Here is a 24,834-nt window from a genome sequence, read left to right as displayed (position 1 = left end):
CTCTCGCAGCAGCGAGAGGCTCCCCCACTTTTTTGCCCTTCGACGTCCGTTTTGCGTGTGATGTCGGTCTCGATTACCGCTCCGAGGGAGCCGATCGGCCCGTCCCGCTCGTCCAGGGCAGTAAATCGGAATCGGGACAAAGGTCCCTGACCGCCGTTGTCCCCGTCCGTGCAGGCTGGCCCGGTCCGCCCGCAGGAAAGGCCGCGCCTTGTCCAGAAACGCCCAGAGCGGCCGCCGCGTGCCGTCGATCCGGCCGATCGAGCGGCTGAAGCGCACCCCCGCCCCAGGCGGGAAGAAGCCACGCCGCCCCAGGCGCACCGGCTGGCGCCGGCTGATCCCGACCTGGCGGATGACGCTGCTCGGCCTGGCCGCCTCGCTGCTGCTCGGCGTCGGCCTGTTCGCGCTCGGCGTCGCGCTCGTGAAGGTCCCGGACGCGCACGCCTCGGCCACCGCGCAGAGCAACACCTGGCTCTACGCGGACGGCTCGGTGGTCACCCGCACCGGCCAGCTCAACCGACAGAACGTCGGCCTGGACAAGGTCTCCCCCGCCGCCCAGCACGCCGCGCTGGCCGCCGAGGACCGGAACTTCTACCACGAGGGCGCGGTCAACGTGCAGGGCCTGGTCCGGGCCGCCCTCAACACCGCCAAGGGCGAGGGCACCCAGGGCGGCTCCACGATCACCCAGCAGTACGTGAAGAACACGTACCTGAGCCAGAAGCAGTCGATCACCCGCAAGGTGAAGGAACTCTTCATAGCCATCAAGGTGGACGCCACCGAGACCAAGGACGACATCCTCTCCGGTTACCTGAACACCTCCTACTACGGCCGCGGCGCCTATGGCATCCAGGCCGCCGCCCAGGCGTACTTCGGCATCGACGCCTCCGCGCTCAGCCCCGCCCAGGGCGCCTACCTGGCCACCCTGCTCAACGCCCCCAGCGCCTACGACGTGGCCACCACGACCCCGGCAGGCAAGCAGAACGCGGTCAACCGCTGGAACTACGTCATGGACGGCATGGTCAAGGAGGGCTGGCTGTCCGCCGACGAGCGGGCCAGGACCCCCTTCCCCGACGTCAAGGACCGGCAGCCCAACCCGGGCCTGTCCGGCCAGTCCGGCTACCTGGTGGACGCGGCCACCGAGTACCTCACCTCGAACGGGATCATCAGCGAGACCGAGCTGGCCAAGGGCGGCTACACGATCAAGCTGAGCATCGACCCGGCCCGCCAGCAGGCGCTCCAGGACGCCGTCCAGGCGCAGCTGCACGACACCCTGAACCCGGACAAGCGGAAGAAGGACGCGGCGGCCCAGGCCGGCGCCGCCTCGGTGGACCCGAAGACCGGCGCGGTGGTCGCCCTGTACGGCGGCGTCGACTACGTCAAGCACTACGTCGACAACGCGACCCGGCGGGACTACCAGGCCGGTTCGACCTTCAAGGCGATCGCGCTGGCCGCCGCGTTCGAGAACAACGCCAAGACCCAGGACGGCCGGACCGTCACCCCGCGCACGGTCTACGACGGCACCAGCGGCCGCAAGGTCCGCGGCGGCAAGGGCACCCCGTACGCGCCGCCGAACGAGGGCGACAAGAGCTACGGCCAGATCTCCCTCCAGCAGGCCACCGACTGGTCGGTGAACTCGGCGTTCGCCCAGCTCGCCCAGGACACCGGGCTGCAGAAGGTCAAGGACACCGCGGTCGCGCTGGGCCTGCCCGGCAGCACCCCGGGCCTCGACCCGGTGCCGTCCATCCCGCTGGGCGCGGCCACCCCGAGCGTGCTCGACATGGCCGGCGTGTACGCCACGCTGGACAACGGCGGCAAGCAGGTCACCCCGTGGCTTGTGCAGTCGGTGGACCACGAGGGCGACGCCGTCCAGCTGCCCGCGCACAAGACCACCCAGGCGATCAGCGCGGACACCGCGAACCAGGTCACCTCGATGCTCCAGGGCGTGGTGAGCGACCCGGGCGGCACCGGCTGGCGCGCGAAGGCGCTGGGCCGCCCGGTGGCCGGCAAGACCGGTACCACGGACGACCAGAAGTCGGTCTGGTTCGTCGGCTACACCCCCGAGCTGGTCACCTCGGTGGCGCTGTTCGGCCAGGACCCGGGCAACGGCACGCAGGTCAGCCTGAGCGGCGTCGGCGGGATCGACGGCGCGGCGGGCGGCCAGTACCCAGCGCAGATCTGGACCAGCTACATGAAGGCGGCGCTCAAGGGCCAGCCGGTGAGCGACTTCCCGACGCCGTCGGACGGCGGCGACTCCGGTGCCACGGACGTGCCGACCGCCCCGTCCACGCCGTCCACGCCGTCCACGACCCCGTCGACGAGCACCGCCACCGGCGGCGCGAACTCCGGCGGGGCGACGACCCCGCCGAGCGGCGGGTCCAGCAGCGGTTCGACGAACGGCGGCTCGACCTCGGACGGCTCGAACCCGGGCGGCTCGAACCCGGGCGGTGCGACCACCGCGCCGACCGCGCCCCCGACGACGCAGCCGACCACCCAGCCCACGACGACGCCGACCGGCCGGCCCACCTCCCGGCCCACGCCGACCGCGCCGCCGACCACGGCCCCGACGACCCAGCCGACCACTCAGCCCACGGGCGGGGCGGGGCCGGCGACCGGGCAGTGACCCAGGCCCCGAGGGGCCGGGTGGGTGAACACGCCGCTGCGTACAGTTCCGTGCAGGACCAAATGGCGAAATGGCGCCTTACCGAACTGCCGGTATGACTGTCACAATGCGTCGGTGCACAAATCGACGGCCACGCCCACGCGCCCCTCGGGCCGAACCCTTGGCCTCAGCCTCGCGCTGGTCTCCGCGTTCGCCTTCGGCGGCTCCGGCACCGCCGCCAAGCCGCTGATCGAAGCCGGCCTCTCCCCGCTGCACGTGGTCTGGCTGCGGGTCACCGGCGCCGCCGTCGCCCTGCTGCCGATCGCCTACCGCCACCGCTCCGCCGTGCTCCGGCGGCCCGGCCTGCTGCTCGGCTTCGGCCTGCTCGCCGTGGCCGGCGTCCAGGCCTGCTACTTCGCGGCGATCTCCCGCATCCCCGTCGGCGTCGCCCTGCTGATCGAGTACCTCGGACCGCCGCTGCTCATCGGCTACGTCAAGTTCGTCCAGCGCAAGCCGATCAGCCGGGGCGCGGCAATCGGCGCCGCCGTCGCGGTGGCCGGGCTGGCCTGCGTGGTCGAGGTCTGGAACGGCCTGAGCTTCGACGCGCTCGGCGTGCTGTTCGGCCTCGGCGCGGCCTGCTGCCAGGTCGGCTACTTCGTGCTCGCCGACGCCGGCCGCCGGGGCGAGCGGCCCGTCGACCCGATGGCGGTCAGCGCGTACGGCCTGCTGATCGGCGCGGTCGTGCTCACCGCGCTGACCCGGCCCTGGGAGGCCGACTGGAGCCCGCTGGGCGGGAACGTGGTGATGAACGGGCACTCCCTGCCCGCGTTCGTCCCGGCCGTCTGGATGGTGCTGGTCGCGACCGTCCTCGCCTACCTGACCGGCGTGGTCGCGGTCGGGCACCTCTCGCCCCCGGTCGCCGGGGTGGTGGCCAACCTGGAGGCCGTCGTCGCCACCGTGCTGGCCTGGATCCTGCTCGGCGAGCACCTGGGCCTGCCGCAGCTCGCGGGCGGCCTGCTGGTGCTGGCCGGGGCGTTCGCGGCCCAGGCGAGCAAGCCGGCCGACGCCGCGCCGGAGCCCGTCGTCGTCCCGGCGGTCGAGACCCGGGAACGGGTGGCCGCCGAGCGCGCGGTCAGCGGCCGACCCAGCCGAACCAGTCGAGGTGATTGAGCGGCCACACGACGGCCGACACCGGCCCGACCACGTTGCCCACCGGCACCGCGCCGCCGCCCGGCCCGCCCTGGTGGTAGCGGGAGTCGGCCGAGTCGCTGCGGTGGTCGCCCTCGACCCAGATGTAGCCCGCGGGCACCGTCACCGGCCCGAAGTCCATGTTCGCGCAGGAGTCGTCCCCGGCGTGCAGGTACGGCTCGTCGACCTTCTTCCCGTCCACGGTCAGCGTGGTGCCGGTGCACTTCACGGTCTGCCCGCCGGTCGCGATCACCCGCTTGACCAGGTAGTTGTCGTCCTTCGGCGGCACCAGCCCGACGAAGCTCAGCGCCGAGGTGGCCGCGTTGGTGAACGGGTTGCTGTCGGTGGGCTGCGGCGGCAGCCAGCCGCCCGGGTCCTTGAACACCACCGGCTGGCCCGGCTCCGGCTTCCAGCCGGTCAGCGGCGCCAGCTTGTTCACGCCGACCCGGTCGCCGATCCGCAGCGTGTTCTCCATCGAGCCGGACGGGATGGTGAAGACCTGGAACAGACAGGTCTTGATCAGCAGCGCGACCACCAGGCCGACCGCCGCCATCGCCGGAATCTCGATCCACCACGGCCGGGGCCTGCGCCCGGTCCGGCGGGCCTTGCGGACGCGCCCGCCCCGGGCACGGCGGCGGGCCTCGGCGCGGCCACCGGGGGCGGCGGGGCTCTCGGCACGGCCGACGGCCTCGCCGGTCGTTTCGGGCAGGTTCACCGCCATCGTCGCTGCTCCACCTCTCCGGCCGCGGGAACCTGCACGCTACGCCAACCGTGGAGCCTCACGAAATCGGGCTTTTAGCCGCCCCCGACATCCCCGGGTGCCCGCCCGGGGTGCGCAGCCCTTCAGGCGCGGGCGATCGCCTCGTGGTGGCGGATGACCTCGGCGATGATGAAGTTCAGGAACTTCTCAGCGAAGACCGGGTCCAGCTTGGCCCCGGCGGCCAGCTCGCGCAGCCGCTTGATCTGGTCCCGCTCCCGCGCCGGATCGGCCGGCGGCAGCTTGTGCTCGGCCTTCAGCCGGCCGACCCGCTGGGTCGCCTTGAAGCGCTCGGCCAGCATGTGGACGACCGCGGCGTCGATGTTGTCGATGCTCTCGCGCAGGCTGGTCAGCTCGGCCCGTACGGCGTCGTCGATCCCCTCGGACAGGCCGGCGTCGGGGGTCGTGGGGTGGTCCGTCATCGCGGCGGCTCCCGGAGGCTGGTGGTGGACACCCGGCCGTACGGCGGCCGGGCTCGGGCCCCGGCCAATCTAACAGGGCACCTGGCCCGGACCCGCACCGTTCGGCCCAACCGTCCCACCATACGGACGGCGTACGCACCGCCCGCCGCCCGCGCTGCGCCGGAGCCGACCCGGGCTGCCCGTAGGCTGGTGCGTGCATGACCGGAAGTGACGCATCAACAGTTCCTCAGTACTGGAGGTACCGATCGTGGCAACCACCCGCACCGCCCGCACCGCCTGGGAAGGCAACCTGCTCAAGGGAAACGGGCAGGTGACCCTCGCCTCGTCCGGGATCGGCACGTACCCGGTCTCCTGGCCGGCCCGCGCCGAGGAGCCCAACGGCAAGACCAGCCCGGAGGAGCTGATCGCCGCCGCGCACTCCGCGTGCTTCTCGATGGCCCTGTCGCACGGCCTGGCCGGCGCCGGCACGCCGCCCACCAAGCTGGACACCCAGGCCGACGTCACCTTCCAGCCCGGTGAGGGCATCACCGGCATCCACCTGACCGTCGTCGGTGATGTCCCGGGCCTGGACGACGCCGGGTTCGTGAAGGCCGCAGAGGACGCCAAGGCGAACTGCCCGGTCAGCAAGGCCCTGACCGGCACCACCATCACCCTGACGGCCAAGCTGGCCTGACGCTCCGCCGGGTTTCCGCCCGCCGTTCCGTCAGCCGTCCGTCCGCGACCCCGTTTACGCCCCCGGCGCGCAACCGGCGCCCGGAGGCGCGGGTTCGGCGCTCACGCCCCTGGCGCGCATCATGCGATGCGTACCGGGGGCGTCTGCATGTTCCACCACGCTTGACCCCAAAGGGGGCGAATCACCCTGGCGGCGGTCACCGCGCGTTGCCACCGCGTCTTATGATCTGCCGCAGCGCCCTGTTCTTCACGCGGGTCTCCCGCGGGTCTCCACGCGACAGCGCCCCCGACGGGCGTCCCGCACCGGACCGACTCCGAGGACCGCGACAGAGTGCGGAGCCGGCCGCCGCAGTCCCGGGTGACCGGCCGGACCCAGCATCAAGCGTCAGCAGCGGACGGGAGCATGCCGTGCCGGGCCAGAACGAGGGGGCCGACGCATACCACCCAGGCGTGGTCCTGGACGAACCGCGCGAGCCCGGGCCGGATCCCGAGCCCGTGCCAGAGGCGGTCCCCGGGGCGGCACTGGATGCGGCCCCCGAAGTGGTGCTCTGCCCCACCTGCTCGGCGCCGTTGACCAACGGCGCCCACCCGCTGGGCGACGAGGGGACCGACCGGCTGCTGGCCGCGCTGCGCGCCAGCGAGTCCCGCTTCCGGGCCGCCTTCTGCGACGCGGTCATCGGCATGGCGCTGATCGACCCCGAGGACCGGATCATCGAGGTCAACCCGGCCTTCGCGGCGCTCATCGGACGGAGCGTCGGCGAACTGGTCCGCACCCACCTGCACGAGATCATCGACCCGGAGGGCATGCCGCACCGGCTCTTCCCCGAACTCGTCGACAGCGGGCGCGAGCGGTTCCGGGTGGAGAAGCAGCTCAAGCACCGCGAGGGCCGCACGGTCTGGAGCAAGGTGACCGTCTCGCTGATCCGGGACAGCGCCGGACGTCCCCTCTACACCCTCGCCCTGGTGGAGGACATCACCGAGCAGCGCCGCCTCGGCGACCGCCTGGAATACCAGGCCCTGCACGACCCGCTGACCCGGCTGCCCAACCGCACCTCCTTCTTCGAACGGCTCGACGCCGCCTGCCTCACCGGGGATCCCGCGCCGGTGAACGGCCGCCGGGTCGGCGTCTGCTACCTCGACCTCGACGGCTTCGCCGCGATCAACGAGACCCTCGGGCACCACATCGGCGACCAGCTGCTGATCGCCGTCGCCACCCGGCTGCGCCGCGGCTTCTCCGGGCACGAGCCCCACCTGGTGGCCCGGATGGGCGGCGACGAGTTCGCCGTCCTGGTCACCGACAGCGCCGGAAGCGAGCAGCTGACCGACCTGGCCGCCCGCATCCTCGCGCTGCTGGAACGGCCCTTCGACGTCGCCGGGCACCGGCTGGTGATCACCGCCAGCGTCGGCGTCGTCGAGCGGTCCGTGCACGAGACCACCCCGACCGACCTGGTCAAGGACGCCGACGCCACGCTCTACTGGTCCAAGGCCGACGGCCGGGCCCGCTGGACCCTCTACGACCCGGACCGCGGCGCCCACCAGCTCACCCGCCAGCTGCTCGCCACCGCGCTGCGGCCCGCCCTGGAGCGCGGCGAGTTCACCATCGAGTACCAGCCGCTGGTCGGCCTCGCCGACGGCGCGGTGCACGGCGCGGAGGCCCTGGTCCGCTGGCGCCACCCCCGCTACGGGACGCTCTCGCCGGACCGCTTCATCCCGCTCGCCGAGGAGTCCGGCGCGATCGTGCCGCTCGGGAAGTGGGTGCTGGAGGAGTCCTGCCGCCAGGCGCGGCAGTGGCTCACCGAGTTCCCCGAGACCGAGATGTTCGTCAGCGTCAACCTGGCCGCCCGGCAGATCTGGGACTCCGACATCGTCGCCGACGTGGCCCGGGCGCTCGAACGCACCGGTCTGCCGGCCCGGCTGCTCCAGCTGGAGATCACCGAGAGCGCCCTGCTCGGCCCCGGCGGGCGCCCGCTCCAGGCCCTCCAGGCCCTCGCCGACATGGGCGTGCGGATCGCGATCGACGACTTCGGCACCGGCTACTCGAACCTGGCCTACCTCTCCCGGCTGCCGGTCCACGTGCTCAAGCTCGACGGCACCTTCATCGAGGGCTTCCGCGACCCGGCCGGCCGGCCGGACCACCAGGAGTCCGACGGGCGCCGCACCGACGCCGACGAGCAGATCGTCGGCGCGATGGTGCAGCTGGCCCACACCCTCGGCCTGACCGTCACCGCCGAGGGCATCGAGAACGCCGCCCAGGCCGAACGACTCCGCCTCACCGGCTGCGACACCGCCCAGGGCTGGTACTTCGCCCGGCCCGGCGAAGCCGAACTGGTCGCCGCCATACTCCGCGACGCCCGTCCAGGCCGCAACGAGCGCTAGCCGGGCGGCGGTTGCGGCCCCTCGCTCCGCGACAGCCGCCTGGGGCCGGGGTCGGCCGTCAGGCGTCCGCCGTGAGGCCGTAGGCCTTGGCGATCAGGCCGTAGGACCGGAGGCGGGCTTCGTGGCCGTGGATGTGGGAGGTGACCATCAGCTCGTCCACCCCGGTCCGCTTGCGCAGGGACTCCAGGCCGTCCGCCACCTCGCCCGGGGCGCCCAGGACCACGTTTGCCAGCCAGTTGTCGATGAAGTCCGCCTCGGCCGGGCTGTACGGGTAGGACTCGGCCTCTTCGGGGGTGGGGATCGGGCCGGGGTTGCCGCGGCGCAGGCGGAGCATGCCGAGGGCGGCCGAGCGGGCCAGGCGGCGGGCGGCGTCCACGTCGTCGGCGGCGACCGCGCTCACGCCGATCAGCGCGTAGGGCTCGTCGAGGACGGCGGAGGGGCGGAAGGAGTCCCGGTAGAGGTCGAGCGCCGGGAGGGTGTTGACGCTGCTGAAGTGGTGGGCGAACGCGAACGGCAGGCCGAGGCGGCCGGCCAGCTGGGCGCTGAAGCCCGAGGAGCCGAGCAGCCAGACCGGCGGGCGCCCGTCGCCCTTGGGGACGGCGGTGAGCCGGGCGTAGGGGTGGCCCGCGGGGAAGTCGCCGTCGAGGAAGTGGGTCAGCTCGGCGAGTTGCTGCGGGAAGTCGTCGGCGCCCTCGGTGAGGCCGCGGCGCAGGGCCCGGGCGGTGGCCGGGTCGGTGCCGGGGGCGCGGCCGAGGCCGAGGTCGATCCGGCCGGGGTGCAGGGCCTCCAGCAGGCCGAACTGCTCGGCGATGGCCAGCGGAGCGTGGTTGGGGAGCATGACCCCGCCCGAGCCGAGCCGCAGGATCGTGGTGTTCGCGCCGAGGTGGGCGAGCAGGACGGCGGGAGTGGAGCTGGCGACGCCGGGCATGCCGTGGTGCTCGGCCACCCAGAAGCGGTGGTAGCCCCACTGCTCGGCGTTGCGGGCGAGCGCGGTGGTGGCGGCGAGTGCCTCGGCGGGGGTGTAGCCGACGCCGACGGTGGCCAGGTCGAGGATCGAGAGCGGGGCGGGCGCGGTGCCGCGGGCGGTGCCCCGGATCGCGGCGGGGTGGGCGGGCGGCTCGGTGCCGTGCGCCTGCTGGTCCTCGGTGGTCATGCCGTCCGCCCTTCTGGCCGTGCCTGTCTGCTGCCGACCGGGATCAACCACGCTCCCGGGCTCACTGTTCCCGGCCGGCGGAGTGTGCCGCAGCACACCGTCGGCCCGCGGGCGGCCCGCGATCGGCCCGGAACCGACCGACCGTTCGGCTGACGGAGAGCCAGCGGGCGGACACGATTGGCGACTTCACGCCAGAGCGGGAAGTCGCCAGGCCCAGGGCTCGCGGACGGCGGCCGGCGTCCGGCAGGCTGGTGATCAGGAGCGAGGCTCGATGGGACCCGCGCTCCGCCGACAAGGTCGTCGGGCTGGACCAGCGCCGATCGATCCATGCGAGCCCCCGGAGTGGCAACCCCGCTCCGGGGGCTCGTTCCATGGGTGGCGCGACGCGCGGCACCATGGAATGTGGCGCGGATCACTCGGGCTGCGGGTGCCGTCGGCCTCGCGGGCTTCGTTCCCTCGCCGTGATCCCGCGCGCTGTGATCCCGCACATGCCCGGGGTGCTTCATGGCATGAAAAGTCGAGGCGCTAGCGTTGACCCCAGCAGCCACCTGCTCCCCCGGGCGGCGTGGAGGGAGTACGGGCCTTGAACTTCGTGGCGGCGATCGGATCCTCGTGGATCTGCGCCCTGGCGCTCTGCGCCGTACTCGGCGACGCCCTCCTACCCTTCCTCCCGAGCGGCACGCTGGTCATCCTGGCCGTACTCAAGACGGCACAGATCAACGGCGCCCCGGTGCTGCTCGGCCTGGGGGTGGCGGTGTCCTCGTTCCTCGGCGACCTCCTGCTGCTGCACCTCGCCCGGCGCGGCGCGCCGCTGCTCCAGCGGCGGCTGGCCCGGCGTCCGAAACTCGCGGCCAGCGTGTCCAGAGTTCAGCAGGCGCTGACCGAACGCCCGCGCGGCGCCGCCGCCGCGATGGTGGTGATCGCCCGGTTCGTGCCGGCCGGGCGGACCGTCCTCGACCTGGCGATCGGCCACTCCCCCGCCCACCCGCACCGGTTCCTGCACTGGTCGGCGCTGGCAGCCCTGGTCTGGGCCGCGTACATCGTCACGCTGGGCTGGCTGAACAGCCATTGGTTCGACACCGCCTGGCTCAGCCTGGCCGTCTCCTGCGCGGCCGCCACCACGGTGAGCACCGCCATCGCGCGAATCGTGCGCCGCAACCGGCGGCTCGCCGCGCTCTGACCGACCCCGGCCTGCCGGCGGTACGGTACTGCCCTGGCGGCGCACACGGGTGTGAAGCGTCACAGGACGGCAACAGAGCACGAGTTCCTGCAGCCCGACCGGGGGCGGCCGGCGTATTGACTCTCGTCGGACCTCGGCGACCTTGGTCGCCGTCAGGTCAACATGACATGCTAACGGCGGAATACTCATCAATTGCCCGATTTGACCGGTACGGCCCAGGACCGCCCGCACCACCGGCCGTCGGCACCCAGGGGAGACCATGACCAGCATCTCGCGCAGGACCGTGCTCAGTGCCACCGCAGCGACCGCGGCTCTCGGCGCGGTCGCGGCCTGCTCCAGCGGCGGGTCCAACTCGGGACCGGCCTCCTCCTCGACCTCCGCCGGCACCCCCAACGCGGCCCCGGTGGACACCACCGACCCGACCAGGACCACGGTCCCCAAGGGCACCCCGATCGGTGACGGTTCGAACGCGGACACCGGCCCGCAGCCGAACCAGCCCAAGCCCGAGAAGCTCAAGCCGGGCGAGCGTCCGCCGCAGTTCGTCGTCTTCTCCTGGGACGGCGCGGGCGGCACCGACGACGGCCAGTTCCCCCGCTTCCTCAAGCTGGCGGAGCAGTACAAGGCCACGATGACCTTCTTCCTCTCCGGGATCTACGCCCTGCCCAAGGGCAAGTCCGACCTGTACCACCCGCCGAAGCACTCGGTCGGCGCCTCCGACATCCCGTACCTGTCGGACGGCGCGGTCAAGAGCACCCTCAAGCTGATCAGCCAGGCCTGGCTGGCCGGGCACGAGATCGGCACCCACTTCAACGGGCACTTCTGCTCCAGCCGCCCGGACAAGAACGGGGTCAACATGTGGACCCCGGACGACTGGCAGAGCGAGATCGACCAGGCGATCGGGTTCGTGACGCAGTGGCGGACCAACACCGGCTTCACCGACGTCGACCCGCTCCCCTTCGACTACAAGAAGGAGCTCATCGGCGGCCGGACCCCGTGCCTGGAGGGGCAGAAGGCGCTGCTGCCGACCGCGGCCAAGCTGGGCTGGAAGTACGACGCCAGCTCCGCCGGCGGTCTGCAGATATGGCCGCAGAAGGTGCAGGACGGCAAGGTCTGGGACTTCCCGCTGCAGTCCATCCCCTTCCCCGGACACACCTTCCAGGTCCTGTCGATGGACTACAACATCCTGGCCAACCAGTCCGCCGGCAGCACCAAGGGCGACCCGGCCAAGTACAACGACTGGCGCAACCAGGCCCGGGACGCCTACCTCGCAGGCTTCGACCGCGCCTACAACAGCAACCGGGCGCCGTTCTTCATCGGCAACCACTTCGAGCAGTGGAACGGCGGCATCTACATGGACGCCGTCGAGGAGACCCTCAAGGCCATCGCCGGCAAGCCGGAGGTACGGATGGTCTCCTTCAAGCAGCTGGTCGAGTGGCTGGAGGTGCAGGACCAGTCCACCCTGCGCAAGTTGCGCACCCTCAACGTCGGCCAGGCACCGACCGGCGGGTGGGAGACCTTCCTGGGCGCGGCCGGCTGACGGCGCTGATACGACACCGATGCGCGACACCGATGCGACGGCCGGACCTCGGGCGAGGCCCGGCCGTCGTACGTTCATTCGGTACTCGGCGGGTGCCGGTCATGTGAAATCGGCGTCAATATCACTACCCGTCACCAGTTTGGCTTGGAACCGTAGTATCTTCACGCTTGCGCACTGATCATTTCTCGGATCGGTTGCGATCACCGCGGCCCTCCGGGAGAGTTGAACACGCCAAGGATCCCGCGCACCCGGAGGGGAAGCTGGGAAGTGCGTCGGGATCCCACATTCGAAGCCCGCCATGCAGTCACACAATAGAATTGATTGCTCACGGTTTATGTGACAAACGGCCCGGAAACTGCCTGAACCCTCGCAGTTCACCGGGCAGTGTTCTGCCCCGGGCGGCTCCGAAGCGACGGCGAAGCCAGGCAACGGAAGACTCCGGGGGGAACACACCATGAGCAAGCCGTTCTCGCGAGAGAAGCACGCCGGGACGGCCCACGGACGAGGAAGCGCACAGGTCGACGACGCCCTGGCCGCCATGCCCGTCCCCGAAGCCCCTTACGACTACGCCCACTTCAGCCGGCTCGCCGGACCGGCCATCGATCCCGACGAAGGCGTCTACCGGACCGACGACGCCATGGCCGGTCCGGACGGCGAACCGTACCGCGTCCGGTACCGCAGCCTGATGCGCCGCGAGCCGCACCGGATCCGCGCGGCCCTGCTGCTGATGGCCGCCCCCGTGGTGGAGGCGGTGCTGCTCATCTGGCTGCTGCTGCCCGAGCACTGGCCGGAGCGCCCCGGGGAGACCCACGTCTGGCTGCTCACCGCCGACAAGGTGATGATCGGAATCATCGCCGTCGTCGAGGTGTTCCGGCTGGTCAACGTCATCTCCAACACCCACGCCACCCTCGTCGCCCGGGACCCGATACCCGTGACGCCCGAGCCCGGCACCCGGGTCGCGTTCCTCACCACCTGCGTACCGGGCAAGGAGCCGCCGGAGATGGTCCGGGCCACGCTCGCCGCGGCGCGCGCCGTGCGGCACGAAGGCCCGTACGACGTCTGGCTGTTGGACGAGGGAAACGATCCTGCGATGCGCGCTCTCTGCGCCGAGCTGGGCGTCCACCACTTCAGCCGCTTCGCCCGCCCGCACTGGAACCGCCCCAAGGGCCGGTTCCGCGCCGGGACCAAGCACGGCAACTACAACGCCTGGCTCCAGGCGCACGGCGGCGACTACGACTTCTGGGTCTCGGTCGACACCGACCACGTGCCGCTGCCGGACTTCTGCGAACGCATGCTCGGCTACTTCCGAGACCCCGACGTCGCATTCGTGGTCGGACCCCAGGTGTACGGGAACTACCGCAGCTCCGGCTCGGCCGTCACCGCATTCTCCGAGAGCCAGCAGTACCTCTTCCACGCGCTCATCCAGCGCGCCGGAAACCGTTACGGCGCACCGATGTTCGTCGGCACGAACAACGCCGTACGAATCAGCGCGCTCCAGTCGATCGGCGGGTTGTACGACTCCATCACGGAGGACATGGCGACCGGTCTGGAGTTCCACCGCAGCCGAAACCCCGCCACCGGTGCGCGCTGGAAGTCCGTCTACACCCCGGACGTTCTCGCGGTCGGTGAAGGCCCCTCCTCCTGGACGGACTTCTTCTCCCAGCAACTGCGCTGGAGCCGCGGCACCTACGAGACCCTGCTCACCCAGTACTGGCGGGTGCTCTGGAAGCTCTCGCCCGGGCGGCTGCTCAACTACTCGCTGATGGTGTGCTTCTACCCGATGGCGGCGCTGACCTGGCTGCTCGGCGCGGCCTCCAGCGTGCTCTACCTGGTCTTCGGGGCCTCCGGCGTCCACGTCTCCTCGGAGATCTGGATGATGCTCTACAGCGACGCCGCCGCCCTCCAACTCCTGCTCTACACCTGGAACCGCAAGCACAACGTGAGCCCGCACGAGCCGGCCGGCTCCTCCGGGGTCGCCGGCATGGTGATGTCGGCGCTCTGCGGCCCGGTCTACGCGGCCGCGCTCGTCCAGGCCGTGCTGCGGCGGCGCAGCCGCTTCGTCGTCACGCCGAAGGGCGGCTCGGCCAGCCCCGACCGGCTCACCACCTTCCGGCTGCACCTGTTCTGGACGCTGGTGTTCGGGGGCGCGATCACCGCGTCGTTCTTCACCGGGTACGACCATACGGCCATGCGCACCTGGGCGTTCATCGCCCTGTTCGTGACGGTGCTGCCGATGCTGGTGCTGGCCGCGGACGCCGTCCGCCGACGCCGCGCCCGGCCCACGGCCACCCTCACCGTGACCGACGGCCACCCGGCGGCCACCGCCGTCCGGGTCGACCAGCCCACCGTCCAGCTCAGGAGGCCGGTGATCCGGCTCGACCAGCCCACCGTCGAGCTCCGGAAGCCGACCCTTCCGCCCCAGCACGCCGAGCCCACAACGACCCGCTGAGCAGGGTTCCGACGGGCCCGCAGCCGTTCTCGCCGAGCCCGCACGACGAGCCCGCACGACGAGGGGACCAACCACCGTGAAGATCCACAACGCTGGCCGGACCAGGCGCTTCGCCCTCGGCAGCACGGTCGCGCTGACCGTGGCCGGGATGAACGCGCCGGCCGTCCTCGGCTTCGCCACCGACCAGTACCACCAGTACGTGATCAACCGCCCCGAGTACAAGGCCGAGTACGGCCACTGGCAGACCCTCGGCCTGCCCGCCGAGTTCCGGGTGAATGCCGTCCACGCCTCGCTGCTGCGCACCGGCAAGGTGCTCATCGTGGCCGGCTCCGGCAACGACGAGAAGCACTTCGACGCGGGCACCTTCAAGAGCCTGCTCTGGGATCCGGCCAAGAACACCTACAAGCTGATCCCCACCCCCGAGGACATGTTCTGCGGCGGTCACACCTCGCTGCCCGACGGCCGCCTGCTCGTGGCCGGCGGCACCCAGCGGTACGAGAAGCTGGACGGCGCGGTGAAGAAGGCCGCCGGCACCATGCGGGTGCGCAACGAGAGCCCCGACCGCGCCCGGACCTTCCCCAAGGGCACCGTCTTCGTCGCCCCGAACGGCCGCGAGTACGCCACCACCGCCCCGGTGACCGTCCCGGCCGCGGTGAAGACCGGCTCCGGCGCCGGGACCGTCGTCACGGCCAGCGAGCAGCACGTCTTCGTCGAGGCCGTCGGGGAGGGCAGGGACTACGTCACCGAGGGCCGCGCCCAGTACCGGATCAAGGGCCTGACCGGCGTCGACGCCCACAACCTGTACGGCATGAGCGACAGGATGACCCTGGAGAAGCAGGAGTACCAGGGCATCCGCTCGGCGTTCGAGTTCAACCCGGACACCGAACTGTACGAGCAGGTCACCGACATGGCCCACGCCCGCTGGTACCCGACGCTGACCGGGCTCGGCGACGGCCGGGTGGTCACCGTCTCCGGGCTGGACGACACCGGGCAGATCCTCACCGGCAACGACAACGAGGTCTACGACCCGAAGAACAAGACCTGGGCCAAGGCCCCCGACCGGTACTTCCCCACCTATCCGTCGATCTTCCTGACCACTTCGGGCAAGCTCTTCTACTCCGGCTCCAACGCCGGCTACGGCCCGGCCGACAAGGGCCGCGAGCCCGGCCTGTGGGACCTGTCGAACAACAGCTTCCAGCCCGTCCCCGGCCTGCGCGACCCGGCCCTCACCGAGACCTCGTCCTCGGTGCTGCTGCCGCCCGCGCAGGCGCAGAAGGTCATGGTGCTCGGCGGCGGGGGCGTCGGCGAGTCACCGCTGTCCACCGCCCGCACCGACATCGCCGACCTCTCCGCCCCCAAGCCCGCCTTCACCCCCGGCCCGGACCTGCCGGCCGGCGGCACCCGCTACCTCAACAGCGTGATCCTGCCGGACGACACCGTGTTCACCACCGGCGGTTCGAGCGGCTACCGGGGCAAGAGCGGCAGCGACCTGCTCAAGGCGCAGGTGTACCACCCGGACAGCAACACCTTCACCACCGCCGCCGAGCCGACCGTCGGCCGCGACTACCACTCCGAGGCGCTGCTGCTCCCGGACGGCCGGGTCGCCGTCCTCGGCTCCAACCCGCTCTTCGCGGACGAGGCCAACACCACGCCGGGCGGCTTCGAGCAGCGGATCGAGCTCTACACCCCGGCGTACCTGTTCCACGGCGACCGTCCGCAGGTCACCGCCGCGCCGGAGAGCGCGAAGCTCGGCGGCACGGTCACGGTCGGCACCGCGCGGCCAGAGGCGGTCGCCACCGCCAAGCTGATCAGGCCGAGTTCGGTCACCCACGTGACCGACGTCGAGCAGCGGTCGGTGGCCCTGGACGTCACCGGGCGCACGGCCGACGGCGTCTCGCTCACCCTGCCGGGCAACCCCAACCTGCTGCCGCCCGGGTGGTACATGCTGTTCCTGACGGACAGCGCCGGGACTCCGTCGGTGGCGCGGTGGATCCAGGTCACCGGGTGAATGCCGCACACGGCGGCCCGTGCGTCAGCGGGCCGCCTGCGCCAGTCCCAGCGCGTACGGCAGCCAGAACTCGCCCGCGTGGGGCTCGCCGCGGCCGCATTCGCCGTCGGACTCCCCCGGGTTCTTGATCCACAGGTACGCGTCCACCCCGGGCCGGCCGGTGTCGGCGGTCGGCGGCTCGCCGAGCGCGCGGCCGGGCGGGTTGCACCAGGCGTCGCTGCCCAGCGGGCCGTTGCCGTTGCGGCTGGTGTCGATGACGAAGTGCTTGCCGCCCAGCGCAGCGGAGAGCCGGGCCCCGTACTCCGCGTTGCGGTCGGTGCCGTAGAAGTTGGAGACGTTCACCGCGAAGCCGTCCGCGACGCCGATCCCGGCCCTGCGCAGCGCGTCGGCCATCGCCGAAGGGTCCTGCGCCCAGCCGGGGTTGCCCGCGTCCAGGTAGACCCGCACCTGCGGACGCTTCTTCAACTCCTGGACGGCGAAGGCCAGGAGGCCGTACCGCTCGGCGGCAGCGTCGCCCTTGACCCCGCAGGAGTCCAGGGTGTGCGCGACCGCGTCCGGCTCCAGGACCACCCAGGCCCTGCGGTCACCGAGCGCCTCCGCGAGGCCGGTGATCCAGGTCCGGTAGGACGCGGCGTCGGTGGCGCCGCCGGCCGAGTACAGGCCGCAGTCGCGGTGCGGGATGTTGTAGGCGACGAAGACCGGCGTCCGGTCCGCCTCGGCGGCGCGGCGGCTCACCTGCTCGACGATGCTCTTGGCGCTCTGCTCGCCGAGCCACTGCGAGGAGGGCTGGGACGCGATCCTGAGCAGCGCGTCCGCCTCGGCCGTCCGTCCCTGGTCGCGCAGGGCGGTCAACTGCCGGGCGGCGGAGGTCTGGTCGGAAACGTAGAAGGCCTGGCCGGGGAGCTGGGCAAGCCCGCCGGGCGTCGGGGCGGGGGTCGGCACGGCGCTGCTCGGCGCGGCCGTCGGACCGCTCCGGCCACTCGATCCGCTACAGCCCGCGGTACCCGCCAACAGCCCCAACAGGGCCGCCCCCACGGCCCATCGGACACCCGCTATCCGCCCCACCCGGCGCACGCTCCGCCCCTCCCAGACCCCGTCCGGCGACCGGGTCGCGACCAGCTAAGCACACCGGGCGCGGGCCGGTGGCCACCGGCGGTGAACAACGGATGGCCACGAACGGACGGGGTGTCGGCCCGTCCGTTCGTCGCGCTCGGCGTGCTGTGCGGTCAGGCCTTCTTGAGGTTCGGCACCTGCCAGTCGATCGGGTCGGCGCCGAAGTCGTCCAGCGCCGCGTTGATCTGCGAGAACGGGCGGCTGCCGAAGAACAGCTTGGCCGACAGCGGCGACGGGTGCGCGCCCTGCACCACCACATGCTTCTCGGTGTCGATCAGCGGCAGCTTCTTCTTCGCGTAGTTGCCCCACAGCACGAAGACCACCGGCTCGTCGCGCTCGCTGACCGCCTTGATCACGGCGTCGGTGAACTTCTCCCAGCCCTTCGCCTTGTGCGAGTTGGCCTCGTGCGCGCGCACCGTGAGCACCGCGTTGAGCAGCAGCACGCCCTGCTCGGCCCAGTGCATCAGGTAGCCGTTGTCCGGCGCCGGGATGCCGAGGTCGGCGTCCAGCTCCTTGAAGATGTTGCGCAGCGACGGCGGCGTCTTGGTGCCCGGCAGCACCGAGAAGCTCATGCCGTGGGCCTGGCCGTCGTCGTGGTACGGGTCCTGGCCGAGCACCAGCACGCGCACCTTCTCGTACGGCGTGGCCGCCAGCGCGGCGAACTCCTGGCCGCTCGGCGGGAACACCTGGTGCTCCGCGCGCTCGGCCGCCACGAAGGCCGCCAGCTCGGCGAAGTACGGCTTCTCCGTCTCGGCGCCCAGCACCGCGCGCCAGGACTCGGGCAGCTCCAGCCCGCCGCCCTCGCCGGCCCCGACCGCGTCCGCCTCGACCACGTCCGCCTCGACCGTGTCCGTCACGACATCTACCTCCCACACCGCGGCCCTGGCGCCGCACGCCCTTTTGCACCCCGAACGCTACACAGGCCCACCGACAGGTCGCTCCGCCGGAGCGGGGGTTGGCGGGGCTGGAGGGACGGCAGCGGCCCGCTCCACCCTGAAGTGCTCTACCACGTTGAGCGCCACCAGCAGCACCGCCAGCGTCACCAGCACCGCCAGCGCCGGCAGCCGGACCATCGCGGGCAGCAGTGCCAGCACCACCGCCGCCGCGATCAGGCGGGTCGTCGCCACCTTGCGGAACATCATCCACCGGGTGTAGCCGAAGGTCAGCAGGTACAGCCCGCAGCCGCCGTACAGCAGCGCCACCGCCCCCGGGCCGAGCGCCCGCCACGGGTCCGCGACCGTCTCCCCGAAGCCGACCGCCACCCCGATCACCCCGGCGACCAGCGCCAGATGCCCGTACTGGAAGATCCGCCGGATCACGTCCCGGCGCGAGTCGGCGATCACCACAGCGTGCCGCATCGCGTCCGCCGCGTAGACGAAGTACTGCCACCACAGGCCCGCCGAGATGGTGAACGCGGCCGCCACGGCGGTCAGTTCGGCCGCGTCCAGGCGGGCCCGGGCGGCCGTCGCGCCGATCCCGACGATCGACTCGCCGAGCGCCACCAGCAGGAACGTCGCGAACCGCTCCGGCATGTGCGCCGGGTGGTACGCCACCGCGGCCAGCCGCCGCCGGAACACCAGCGGCACCGACAGGTCGCACAGCGCCGCCACCGCCCACAGCGCCAGCCGCGGCCCGTCCGGCAGCAGCCCGCCCACCACCAGCAGCGGCCCGCTGACCAGCACGCCCGCCCCGTACGGGCCGTGCCAGATGCCGGTGATGCGGATCATCAGGATCAGCAGCACCACCCGGCCCAGCCAGTACGCGGCACCCAGCAGCACCCCGCGCCCGCCGAACGCGTCCGGCACGGCGAGCGCCATGAACAGGCCCCCCAGGCCGACCAGCAGGATGCCCAACCGGTCCCGCAGGTTGTCCACGTCCCGGATGTTGGCCTGCACGGTGGTGCCGACCCAGCACCAGTACACCGGCACGAACACGACGAGCGCCCGGGCGACGCCCGTCCAGTCGTGGTGGTGGTGCAGCAGGCCCGAGACCTGCGTGATCGCGAAGACGAAGACCAGGTCGAAGTAGAGCTCGGCCCACGTGACCCGCTTCTCCTCGCTCCCGGGCTCCCCCGTGGTGCTCATCCGCCGTTCCTCCCCACACGTACTCCCCACACGTACGAAAACGGGCTCCGCCCCGGCCATCGGCCGGAGCGGAGCCCGTGACAGCACCGCAGACGCTAGACCAGCTCGACCAGGTCCGCGATCGACTTGACCACGCGGGTCGGCCGGTACGGGAAGCGCTCCACGTCGGCGGCGGCGGTCAGGCCGGTGAGCACCAGGATGGTCTCCATGCCGGCCTCCATGCCCGCGACGATGTCGGTGTCCATCCGGTCGCCGATCATCACGGCGGTCTCGGAGTGGGCACCGGCCGTGTTCAGCGCCTCGCGCATCATCAGCGGGTTCGGCTTGCCGACGAAGTACGGCTCGACACCGGTCGCCTTGGTGATCAGCGCCGCGACCGAGCCGGTGGCAGGCAGCACGCCCTCGGGGGACGGGCCGGTCTCGTCCGGGTTGGTGCAGATGAACCGGGCGCCCTGGTTGATCAGGCGGATCGCCTTGGTCAGCGCCTCGAAGCTGTAGGTGCGGGTCTCGCCGAGGACGACGTAGTCCGGGTTGTTGTCGGTCAGCACGTAACCGGCCTGGTACAGCGCGGTGGTGAGCCCCGCCTCGCCGATCACGTACGCGGTGCCGCCCGGGCGCTGGCCCTTGAGGAACTTGGCGGTGGCCAGGGCCGAGGTCCAGATGCACTCCTCCGGCACCTCCAGGCCCATCCCGGCCAGGCGGGCGCTGAGGTCGCGCGGCGTGTAGATGGAGTTGTTGGTGAGGACCAGGAACGGCTTCCCGGACTCCCGCAGCCGGCGCAGGAACTCCTCCGCGCCGGGGATCGGCGTGCCCTCGTGGATGAGGACGCCGTCCATGTCGGTCAGCCAGGACTCGATGGGCTTGCGGTCTGCCACGTGCGTGTCTCCCGAAGTGTTGCAACGTCTTGCGAAGGCCCTGACGCGGCACAGCCTAATCCGCACGCCTGGCCGACGGCAGCACGTCCCGCCCTCCGGAACGCGGCCGCCGGTCCGGAGGAACCGGGAGCAACCGGGCACCGTTGTGATCGAATGGAGTGCATGAGCGAGCGAAGCATGGGGGTCCCCCCGGCCGAAGGCTGGGGGAGAGTCATCGAAATCTGCGCATGGGCGAATGCCCCTGCCGAGCGAAGCGAGGTGGGCGCATGAGCTCCGAGACCCCCCGCCCCTTCCGCGTCGGCCTGATCGGCTACGGCCTGGCCGGCTCCGCCTTCCACGCCCCGCTCATCGCCACCACCCCCGGGCTCCGGCTGGACGCCGTGGTCACCGCCAACCCGGAGCGCCGCGCCCAGCTGCACCGCGAGCACCCCGACGCCCGCGCCGTCGACACCCCCGAGCAGCTGCTCGCCGACCCGGGCGCGCTCGACCTCGTCGTCATCGCGACCCCCAACCGCACCCACGCCCCGCTCGCCCGCGCCGCCCTGCGCGCCGGGCTGGCCACCGTCGTCGACAAGCCGCTGGCCGGCACCGCCGCCGAGGCGCTGGAGCTGTGCCGGCTCGCCGAGTCGCAGAACGTCCTGCTCTCCGTGTTCCAGAACCGGCGCTGGGACGGCGACTTCCTCACCGCCTCCCGCCTCGTCCGCGGCGGCGCGCTCGGCCGGGTGCACCGCTTCGAGTCCCGCTTCGAGCGGTTCCGGCCGAAGCCCAAGCCCGGCTGGCGCGAACTCGCCGACCCCGCCGAGGCCGGCGGCACCCTCTACGACCTGGGCAGCCACCTGGTCGACCAGGCGCTCACCCTGTTCGGGCCGGTCGCGACGGTGTACGCGGAGATCGATGTCCGCCGGGACGGCGCGGTCGTCGACGACGACGCCTTCCTCGCCCTCACCCACGCCTCCGGCACCCACTCCCACCTGTGGACCAGCGCCCTCACCCCGCTCACCGGCCCCCGCCTGCGCGTCCTCGGCGACACCGCCGGGTACGTCAAGTCCGGCATGGACCCGCAGGAGGCCGACCTCCGCGCCGGCCGCCGCCCCGACGGCACCCGGCCGTGGGGCGCCGACCAGCCCGCCCAGTACGGCACCCTCGGCACCGACGAGTCCGCGATCTCCCTCCCCACCGACCCCGGCGACTACCCCGCCTACTACGCCGGCATCGCCACCGCCCTGGCCACCCCCGGCGCCCCGCCCCCCGTCGACCCGCGCGACGCGGCCACCACGCTCACCATCCTCGAAGCCGCCCGCACCTCCGCCGCCACGGGGACGACGGTCCGCCTCCCCTGACGGCCCGCCACGCGGCTCGCAGACCCCCACTGCGGGCCGCGGCGGCCGTCACACGCCGATGATCTCCACCGCCGAGCCGAGGCCGCGGAAGTCCGCCACGTTGCGGGTGTAGAGCGGCAGGCCGTGGGCCGAGGCGACGGCGGCGATCATCAGGTCGATCCGGCGCGGGCGCGGCTGGCGGCCCGCGGCGATGGTGAGGGTGACGAGCGTGCCGTACCGGGCGGCGGCGGCCGCGTCGAACGGGAGCGGGTCGAAGTCGGCCATCGCCGCACCCAGCACCTCCAGCCGGGCCGCCCGGCTGACCGGGTCGCGGGCCATCGAGACGCCCTGCTGGAGTTCGGCGAAGGTGATCGCGGTCAGCTCCGGCACGGCGGGCAGGTCGGCCGGGCTGAGCAGCGCCAGGTCGATGTACACGCACGTGTCGAGCACCCCGGCCGGCCGCCGCCGGGCCGCCCGCCGGCGCTCAGCCACGCTTCCGCTCGAACGGGTCGTCGCCCTCGTCCCCCACCAGCTCCTCCGGCCCGAAGTACTCCTCGGCCTCCTTGCGCATCTGCTGGTAGTCCACCCGCGGGAGCTTCACGTGCCGCGCCACCAGCTCCTCCGCGGTCAACCGCCGCCGCCCCGTGACCGGCCGCAACTCCGCGACCTCGACCCCGTTCCTGGTGATGTGGAAGATCTCCCCCGCCTCCACCGCGTCCATCACCGCGGCGGAGTTGTTCCGGAACTCCCGCTGGGTAATCGTCTTCATCCTTCCAAGGTAGCCCCGCGTAGCACACCTGGCTACACCTCGCGCTCCCGGGGAAACGCGGGAACTCCGGAGGTCGTAGGATCGTCGTCACTGTCCGACGGGTCTCTGTCGGGGTCGGCGCCGGCATGTGAAGGGGGTGGGCGCGCGGTGAGTGTGATCACGATGCTGCTCGGCCTGCTTCGGGTGCTGACCGGGGAGCTGTCGACCACCAGCGGGACACTCGCGTCGGTGGCGGCGGTTGCGGCCGTGGCGCTGCTGGCCGGGGCCGTCGCGGGGACCTTGGCCGGGGCGCGGCTGCTGGGCGCGCGGGCGCCTGCGGCAGTACGCAACGGTGTGCTGCGGCGGCGGGCGTTCCGTACGGCCTTCCTGCCCCAGCGTGATCCGGACGCCCGGGGCCGGCGACGCCCCAGGGCACCGGGTGCGGCCCCGGCGGCCGCGTAAGTTCTCGTTCCTGCCGTTCTTCGCGGCCGTCCTCCGCCGATCACTCATGTCCTGAGACCCCGGAGGGCTCGCTTCACCATGTCCGTTCTCGCCGTTCTCGACCCGGCCGTCGCCGTGGCCCACACCGTCGTCGCCGCGCTCGCCCACGTCGTCCCGACCGCGCTCGCGATCGTCCTGTTCACCGTCGCCGTCCGCCTCGCCCTGCACCCGCTGGCGCGGGCGGCGGCGCGCGGGGAGAAGTCGCGGGCGCGGCTCGCGCCGAAGATCGCCGAGCTGAACCGCAAGCACAAGAACCGCCCGGAGAAGCTCCGTGAGGCGATGGCGGAGCTGCACCGTGAGGAGCAGGTGTCGCCGGCCGCGGGCTGTCTGCCGGCGCTGGTGCAGATTCCGTTCTTCTCGGTGATGTACCGCCTGTTCACCACCCCCAACGACCTGCTCGACCACACCCTGTTCGGCGCCCCGCTGGGCCTGCACGTCGGGAACGCGCACGGCGCCGGGCAACTGGCGGTGTTCGGGGTGCTGTACGCCGGGCTGGCGGGCGTCGCGTACGTCAACTTCCGGCGGGCCCGGCGGGCGGCCGCGGCAGCGCCGACTGCGCAGCCGGGGATGGGGGTCCTGCCGTACCTGTCGTTCGGGACGGTGCTGTTCGCGGCGCTGGTGCCGCTGGCGGCGGCGCTGTACCTGCTGACCTCGGGGGTCTGGTCCGCCGCCGAGCGGGCCTGGCTGCACCGGGGCAGCGTGCCGGTGCCGTCCATGGCGGTGGTGTGATCAGCGGTTGACGGTGAGGTCCCAGGCGCGGGCCGGGTCCAGGCAGGTTCTACCCTGTGGTGATCGTTCCTGTGGTGATCGTTTCGGGACAGGTTTCGGGACAGGTGTGGAGGATTCGTCATGGTGGCTGCTCCGGCGCTTTCGGAGCTGCGCGAGGTGTGCCAGCCGCAGGCCAAGCTGCAGAGTCGCAACGGTGAGCACTGGGCGGGCCGGCTGTACATGCGCCGCCTGTCGCTGCGGACGACCCGCCAGCTGGTGCGGACCTCGGTGTCGCCGAACACCCTCACCTGGGTCATGGTGGTCTGCGGCGTCGGCGGCGGGGCGGCCCTGCTGATCCCCGGCGTGACCGGGGCCGTGCTGGCGGCGGTGCTGTTCCAGCTGTTCCTGCTGTTCGACTGCGTGGACGGCGAAGTGGCGCGCTGGAAGCGCCGGTTCAGCATGGCCGGGGTCTACGTCGACCGGCTCGGCGCCTACCTGGCGGACGCGGCGCTGATGATCGGCGCGGGCGTCCGGGCGGCCCGGGGCGGGTCGGAGCTGTGGGTGTCGGTGGGCCTGGCGGCCGCGCTGGGCGTGGTGCTGCTGAAGGCCTCGACGGACCTGGTGGACGTGGCCCGCGCCCGCAGCGGCATGGCGCCGGCCGACGAGGAGTCGACCCAGCCGCGCTCGCAGGGCATCGCGACGGCCCGCCGGCTCGCGTCGGTGCTGAAGATCCACCGGGTGACGAACGGCATCGAGGCCTCGCTGGTGCTGCTCGCGGCGGCCGTCGCGGATGCGGCGGTGGGCGGCCTCGGGCCGACCCGGGCGGCGGTGGCGGGGATCGCGGTGATCACGTGGGGGATGGTCGTGGCGCACCTGGCGTCGATCCTGTCGTCGTCGCGGCTGCGCTGACGTTTCGACAGTGGGAGCCCGTCACCCGGGAGGGTGGCGGGCTCCAGCCGTTGTGGGGCGCGTTCGCGGCGGCGCTCAGAAGCGGCGCAGGGCGCGGCGGAGCCAGAACGCGCCCGCCCCGACGGCCGACAGGGCGAGGGCTCACCCTGCCTCCCGGATCCACTGGACTACATATGCAGATTGCCGATATATATAGTTGTGCGACGTGGGGGCGCTCCTCCGGGAGCCCGTCGCACCAG

At 72.3% G+C, this 24,834-nt stretch carries 21 protein-coding genes; 12 read left to right on the top strand and 9 right to left on the bottom strand.

The annotated features are described in order from the left end of the window. Positions 1 to 208: 208 nt before the first annotated feature. Both KV557_RS15330 and KV557_RS15325 read left to right on the top strand, forming a co-directional pair. Positions 209 to 2,617, top strand: coding sequence for a transglycosylase domain-containing protein (locus KV557_RS15330; protein ID WP_218200456.1), 2,409 nt, complete (start codon positions 209 to 211; stop codon positions 2,615 to 2,617). A 114-nt stretch (positions 2,618 to 2,731) separates the two neighbouring features. Next, on the top strand, positions 2,732 to 3,766 hold the full coding sequence (locus KV557_RS15325; protein ID WP_218200455.1) for an EamA family transporter: 1,035 nt from the start codon (positions 2,732 to 2,734) through the stop codon (positions 3,764 to 3,766). Here KV557_RS15325 and lepB read toward each other — a convergent pair. Then, a complete protein-coding gene (gene lepB, locus KV557_RS15320; RefSeq protein ID WP_218200454.1) occupies positions 3,729 to 4,505 on the bottom strand; it encodes a signal peptidase I in 777 nt (258 codons plus the stop codon). The two genes, KV557_RS15325 and lepB, sit on opposite strands and share 38 nt — an antisense overlap. A 122-nt stretch (positions 4,506 to 4,627) precedes the next feature. Continuing rightward, on the bottom strand, positions 4,628 to 4,963 hold the full coding sequence (locus tag KV557_RS15315) for a chorismate mutase (protein WP_218200453.1): 336 nt from the start codon (positions 4,961 to 4,963) through the stop codon (positions 4,628 to 4,630). Positions 4,964 to 5,210: 247 nt separating this feature from the next. On the opposite strand from KV557_RS15315, the gene KV557_RS15310 reads away from it, so the two are divergent. Continuing rightward, complete coding sequence (locus KV557_RS15310) at positions 5,211 to 5,636, top strand: OsmC family protein (protein WP_218200452.1); 426 nt, start codon at positions 5,211 to 5,213, stop codon at positions 5,634 to 5,636. Between the two features lie 449 nt (positions 5,637 to 6,085). Then, positions 6,086 to 8,011, top strand: a complete 1,926-nt coding sequence (locus KV557_RS15305; protein WP_308129911.1) for a putative bifunctional diguanylate cyclase/phosphodiesterase — start codon at positions 6,086 to 6,088, stop codon at positions 8,009 to 8,011. Positions 8,012 to 8,069: 58 nt separating this feature from the next. On the opposite strand, the gene KV557_RS15300 is transcribed toward KV557_RS15305, so the two are convergent. Further along, complete coding sequence (locus KV557_RS15300; RefSeq protein WP_218200450.1) at positions 8,070 to 9,164, bottom strand: LLM class flavin-dependent oxidoreductase; 1,095 nt, start codon at positions 9,162 to 9,164, stop codon at positions 8,070 to 8,072. 592 nt (positions 9,165 to 9,756) lie between these two features. On the opposite strand from KV557_RS15300, the gene KV557_RS15295 reads away from it, so the two are divergent. From KV557_RS15295 to KV557_RS15280, 4 genes are all read left to right on the top strand, one after another. Beyond that, positions 9,757 to 10,344: a DedA family protein gene (locus KV557_RS15295; RefSeq protein ID WP_218200597.1), complete on the top strand. Its 588-nt coding sequence runs from the start codon at positions 9,757 to 9,759 to the stop codon at positions 10,342 to 10,344. Positions 10,345 to 10,603: 259 nt separating this feature from the next. Further along, the gene (locus tag KV557_RS15290; RefSeq protein WP_218200449.1) at positions 10,604 to 11,881 is read left to right on the top strand and encodes a hypothetical protein; all 1,278 of its coding nucleotides are present in this window, start codon (positions 10,604 to 10,606) and stop codon (positions 11,879 to 11,881) included. A gap of 538 nt (positions 11,882 to 12,419) precedes the next feature. After that, a complete protein-coding gene (locus KV557_RS15285; protein ID WP_256177454.1) occupies positions 12,420 to 14,330 on the top strand; it encodes a glycosyltransferase family 2 protein in 1,911 nt (636 codons plus the stop codon). 148 nt (positions 14,331 to 14,478) lie between these two features. After that, entirely contained in the window at positions 14,479 to 16,338 is a 1,860-nt protein-coding gene (locus KV557_RS15280; RefSeq protein ID WP_218200596.1) for a galactose oxidase-like domain-containing protein, read from the top strand. Between the two features lie 24 nt (positions 16,339 to 16,362). Here the strand turns inward: KV557_RS15280 and KV557_RS15275 are convergent, their stop codons facing one another. From KV557_RS15275 to KV557_RS15260, 4 genes are all read right to left on the bottom strand, one after another. Continuing rightward, positions 16,363 to 17,280, bottom strand: a complete 918-nt coding sequence (locus tag KV557_RS15275) for a glycoside hydrolase family 6 protein (protein ID WP_308129910.1) — start codon at positions 17,278 to 17,280, stop codon at positions 16,363 to 16,365. A 284-nt stretch (positions 17,281 to 17,564) separates the two neighbouring features. Continuing rightward, complete coding sequence (locus KV557_RS15270) at positions 17,565 to 18,242, bottom strand: uracil-DNA glycosylase (RefSeq protein ID WP_218200594.1); 678 nt, start codon at positions 18,240 to 18,242, stop codon at positions 17,565 to 17,567. A 123-nt stretch (positions 18,243 to 18,365) separates the two neighbouring features. Next, positions 18,366 to 19,535: a low temperature requirement protein A gene (locus tag KV557_RS15265; RefSeq protein WP_218200446.1), complete on the bottom strand. Its 1,170-nt coding sequence runs from the start codon at positions 19,533 to 19,535 to the stop codon at positions 18,366 to 18,368. Between the two features lie 95 nt (positions 19,536 to 19,630). Next, positions 19,631 to 20,410, bottom strand: a complete 780-nt coding sequence (locus KV557_RS15260; protein WP_218200445.1) for an HAD-IIA family hydrolase — start codon at positions 20,408 to 20,410, stop codon at positions 19,631 to 19,633. A 266-nt stretch (positions 20,411 to 20,676) separates the two neighbouring features. Between KV557_RS15260 and KV557_RS15255 the strand changes: the two genes are divergently transcribed. Next, positions 20,677 to 21,750 carry a Gfo/Idh/MocA family oxidoreductase gene (locus KV557_RS15255; protein WP_218200444.1) on the top strand — a complete coding sequence of 358 codons (1,074 nt, stop codon included), beginning with the start codon at positions 20,677 to 20,679 and terminating at the stop codon, positions 21,748 to 21,750. A 48-nt stretch (positions 21,751 to 21,798) separates the two neighbouring features. Here the strand turns inward: KV557_RS15255 and KV557_RS15250 are convergent, their stop codons facing one another. Together KV557_RS15250 and KV557_RS15245 are read right to left on the bottom strand one after the other, a co-directional pair. Continuing rightward, positions 21,799 to 22,221, bottom strand: a complete 423-nt coding sequence (locus KV557_RS15250; protein ID WP_308129909.1) for a type II toxin-antitoxin system VapC family toxin — start codon at positions 22,219 to 22,221, stop codon at positions 21,799 to 21,801. Continuing rightward, on the bottom strand, positions 22,214 to 22,498 hold the full coding sequence (locus KV557_RS15245; protein ID WP_218200443.1) for a type II toxin-antitoxin system Phd/YefM family antitoxin: 285 nt from the start codon (positions 22,496 to 22,498) through the stop codon (positions 22,214 to 22,216). The genes KV557_RS15250 and KV557_RS15245 overlap by 8 nt, the downstream gene beginning before the upstream one ends. 147 nt (positions 22,499 to 22,645) lie before the next feature. Here KV557_RS15245 and KV557_RS15240 point away from each other — a divergent pair, with 147 nt between their 5' ends. From KV557_RS15240 to KV557_RS15230, 3 genes are all read left to right on the top strand, one after another. Further along, entirely contained in the window at positions 22,646 to 22,939 is a 294-nt protein-coding gene (locus KV557_RS15240; protein WP_308129908.1) for a DUF6412 domain-containing protein, read from the top strand. Positions 22,940 to 23,017: 78 nt separating this feature from the next. Beyond that, positions 23,018 to 23,707: a YidC/Oxa1 family membrane protein insertase gene (locus tag KV557_RS15235; protein WP_218200442.1), complete on the top strand. Its 690-nt coding sequence runs from the start codon at positions 23,018 to 23,020 to the stop codon at positions 23,705 to 23,707. 120 nt (positions 23,708 to 23,827) lie between these two features. After that, complete coding sequence (locus KV557_RS15230) at positions 23,828 to 24,595, top strand: CDP-alcohol phosphatidyltransferase family protein (protein ID WP_218200441.1); 768 nt, start codon at positions 23,828 to 23,830, stop codon at positions 24,593 to 24,595. The last annotated feature ends 239 nt before the right edge of the window (positions 24,596 to 24,834 follow it).

The sequence above is a fragment of the Kitasatospora aureofaciens genome, assembly GCF_019192735.1.
Lineage (GTDB): Bacteria > Actinomycetota > Actinomycetes > Streptomycetales > Streptomycetaceae > Kitasatospora > Kitasatospora aureofaciens_A.
This window is presented reverse-complemented; position numbering and strand designations above follow the sequence as displayed.

What these genes read in the sequence shown, in the direction of transcription:
- KV557_RS15245 (WP_218200443.1), bottom strand. Translation starts at nt 22,498, where the DNA reads ATGAAGACGATTACCCAGCGGGAGTTCCGGAACAACTCCGCCGCGGTG.
- KV557_RS15265 (WP_218200446.1), bottom strand. Translation starts at nt 19,535, where the DNA reads ATGAGCACCACGGGGGAGCCCGGGAGCGAGGAGAAGCGGGTCACGTGG.
- KV557_RS15280 (WP_218200596.1), top strand. Translation starts at nt 14,479, where the DNA reads ATGAACGCGCCGGCCGTCCTCGGCTTCGCCACCGACCAGTACCACCAG.
- KV557_RS15300 (WP_218200450.1), bottom strand. Translation starts at nt 9,164, where the DNA reads ATGACCACCGAGGACCAGCAGGCGCACGGCACCGAGCCGCCCGCCCAC.
- KV557_RS15235 (WP_218200442.1), top strand. Translation starts at nt 23,018, where the DNA reads ATGTCCGTTCTCGCCGTTCTCGACCCGGCCGTCGCCGTGGCCCACACC.
- KV557_RS15230 (WP_218200441.1), top strand. Translation starts at nt 23,828, where the DNA reads ATGGTGGCTGCTCCGGCGCTTTCGGAGCTGCGCGAGGTGTGCCAGCCG.
- KV557_RS15315 (WP_218200453.1), bottom strand. Translation starts at nt 4,963, where the DNA reads ATGACGGACCACCCCACGACCCCCGACGCCGGCCTGTCCGAGGGGATC.
- KV557_RS15285 (WP_256177454.1), top strand. Translation starts at nt 12,420, where the DNA reads ATGCCCGTCCCCGAAGCCCCTTACGACTACGCCCACTTCAGCCGGCTC.
- KV557_RS15290 (WP_218200449.1), top strand. Translation starts at nt 10,604, where the DNA reads ATGACCAGCATCTCGCGCAGGACCGTGCTCAGTGCCACCGCAGCGACC.
- lepB (WP_218200454.1), bottom strand. Translation starts at nt 4,505, where the DNA reads ATGGCGGTGAACCTGCCCGAAACGACCGGCGAGGCCGTCGGCCGTGCC.
- KV557_RS15255 (WP_218200444.1), top strand. Translation starts at nt 20,677, where the DNA reads ATGAGCTCCGAGACCCCCCGCCCCTTCCGCGTCGGCCTGATCGGCTAC.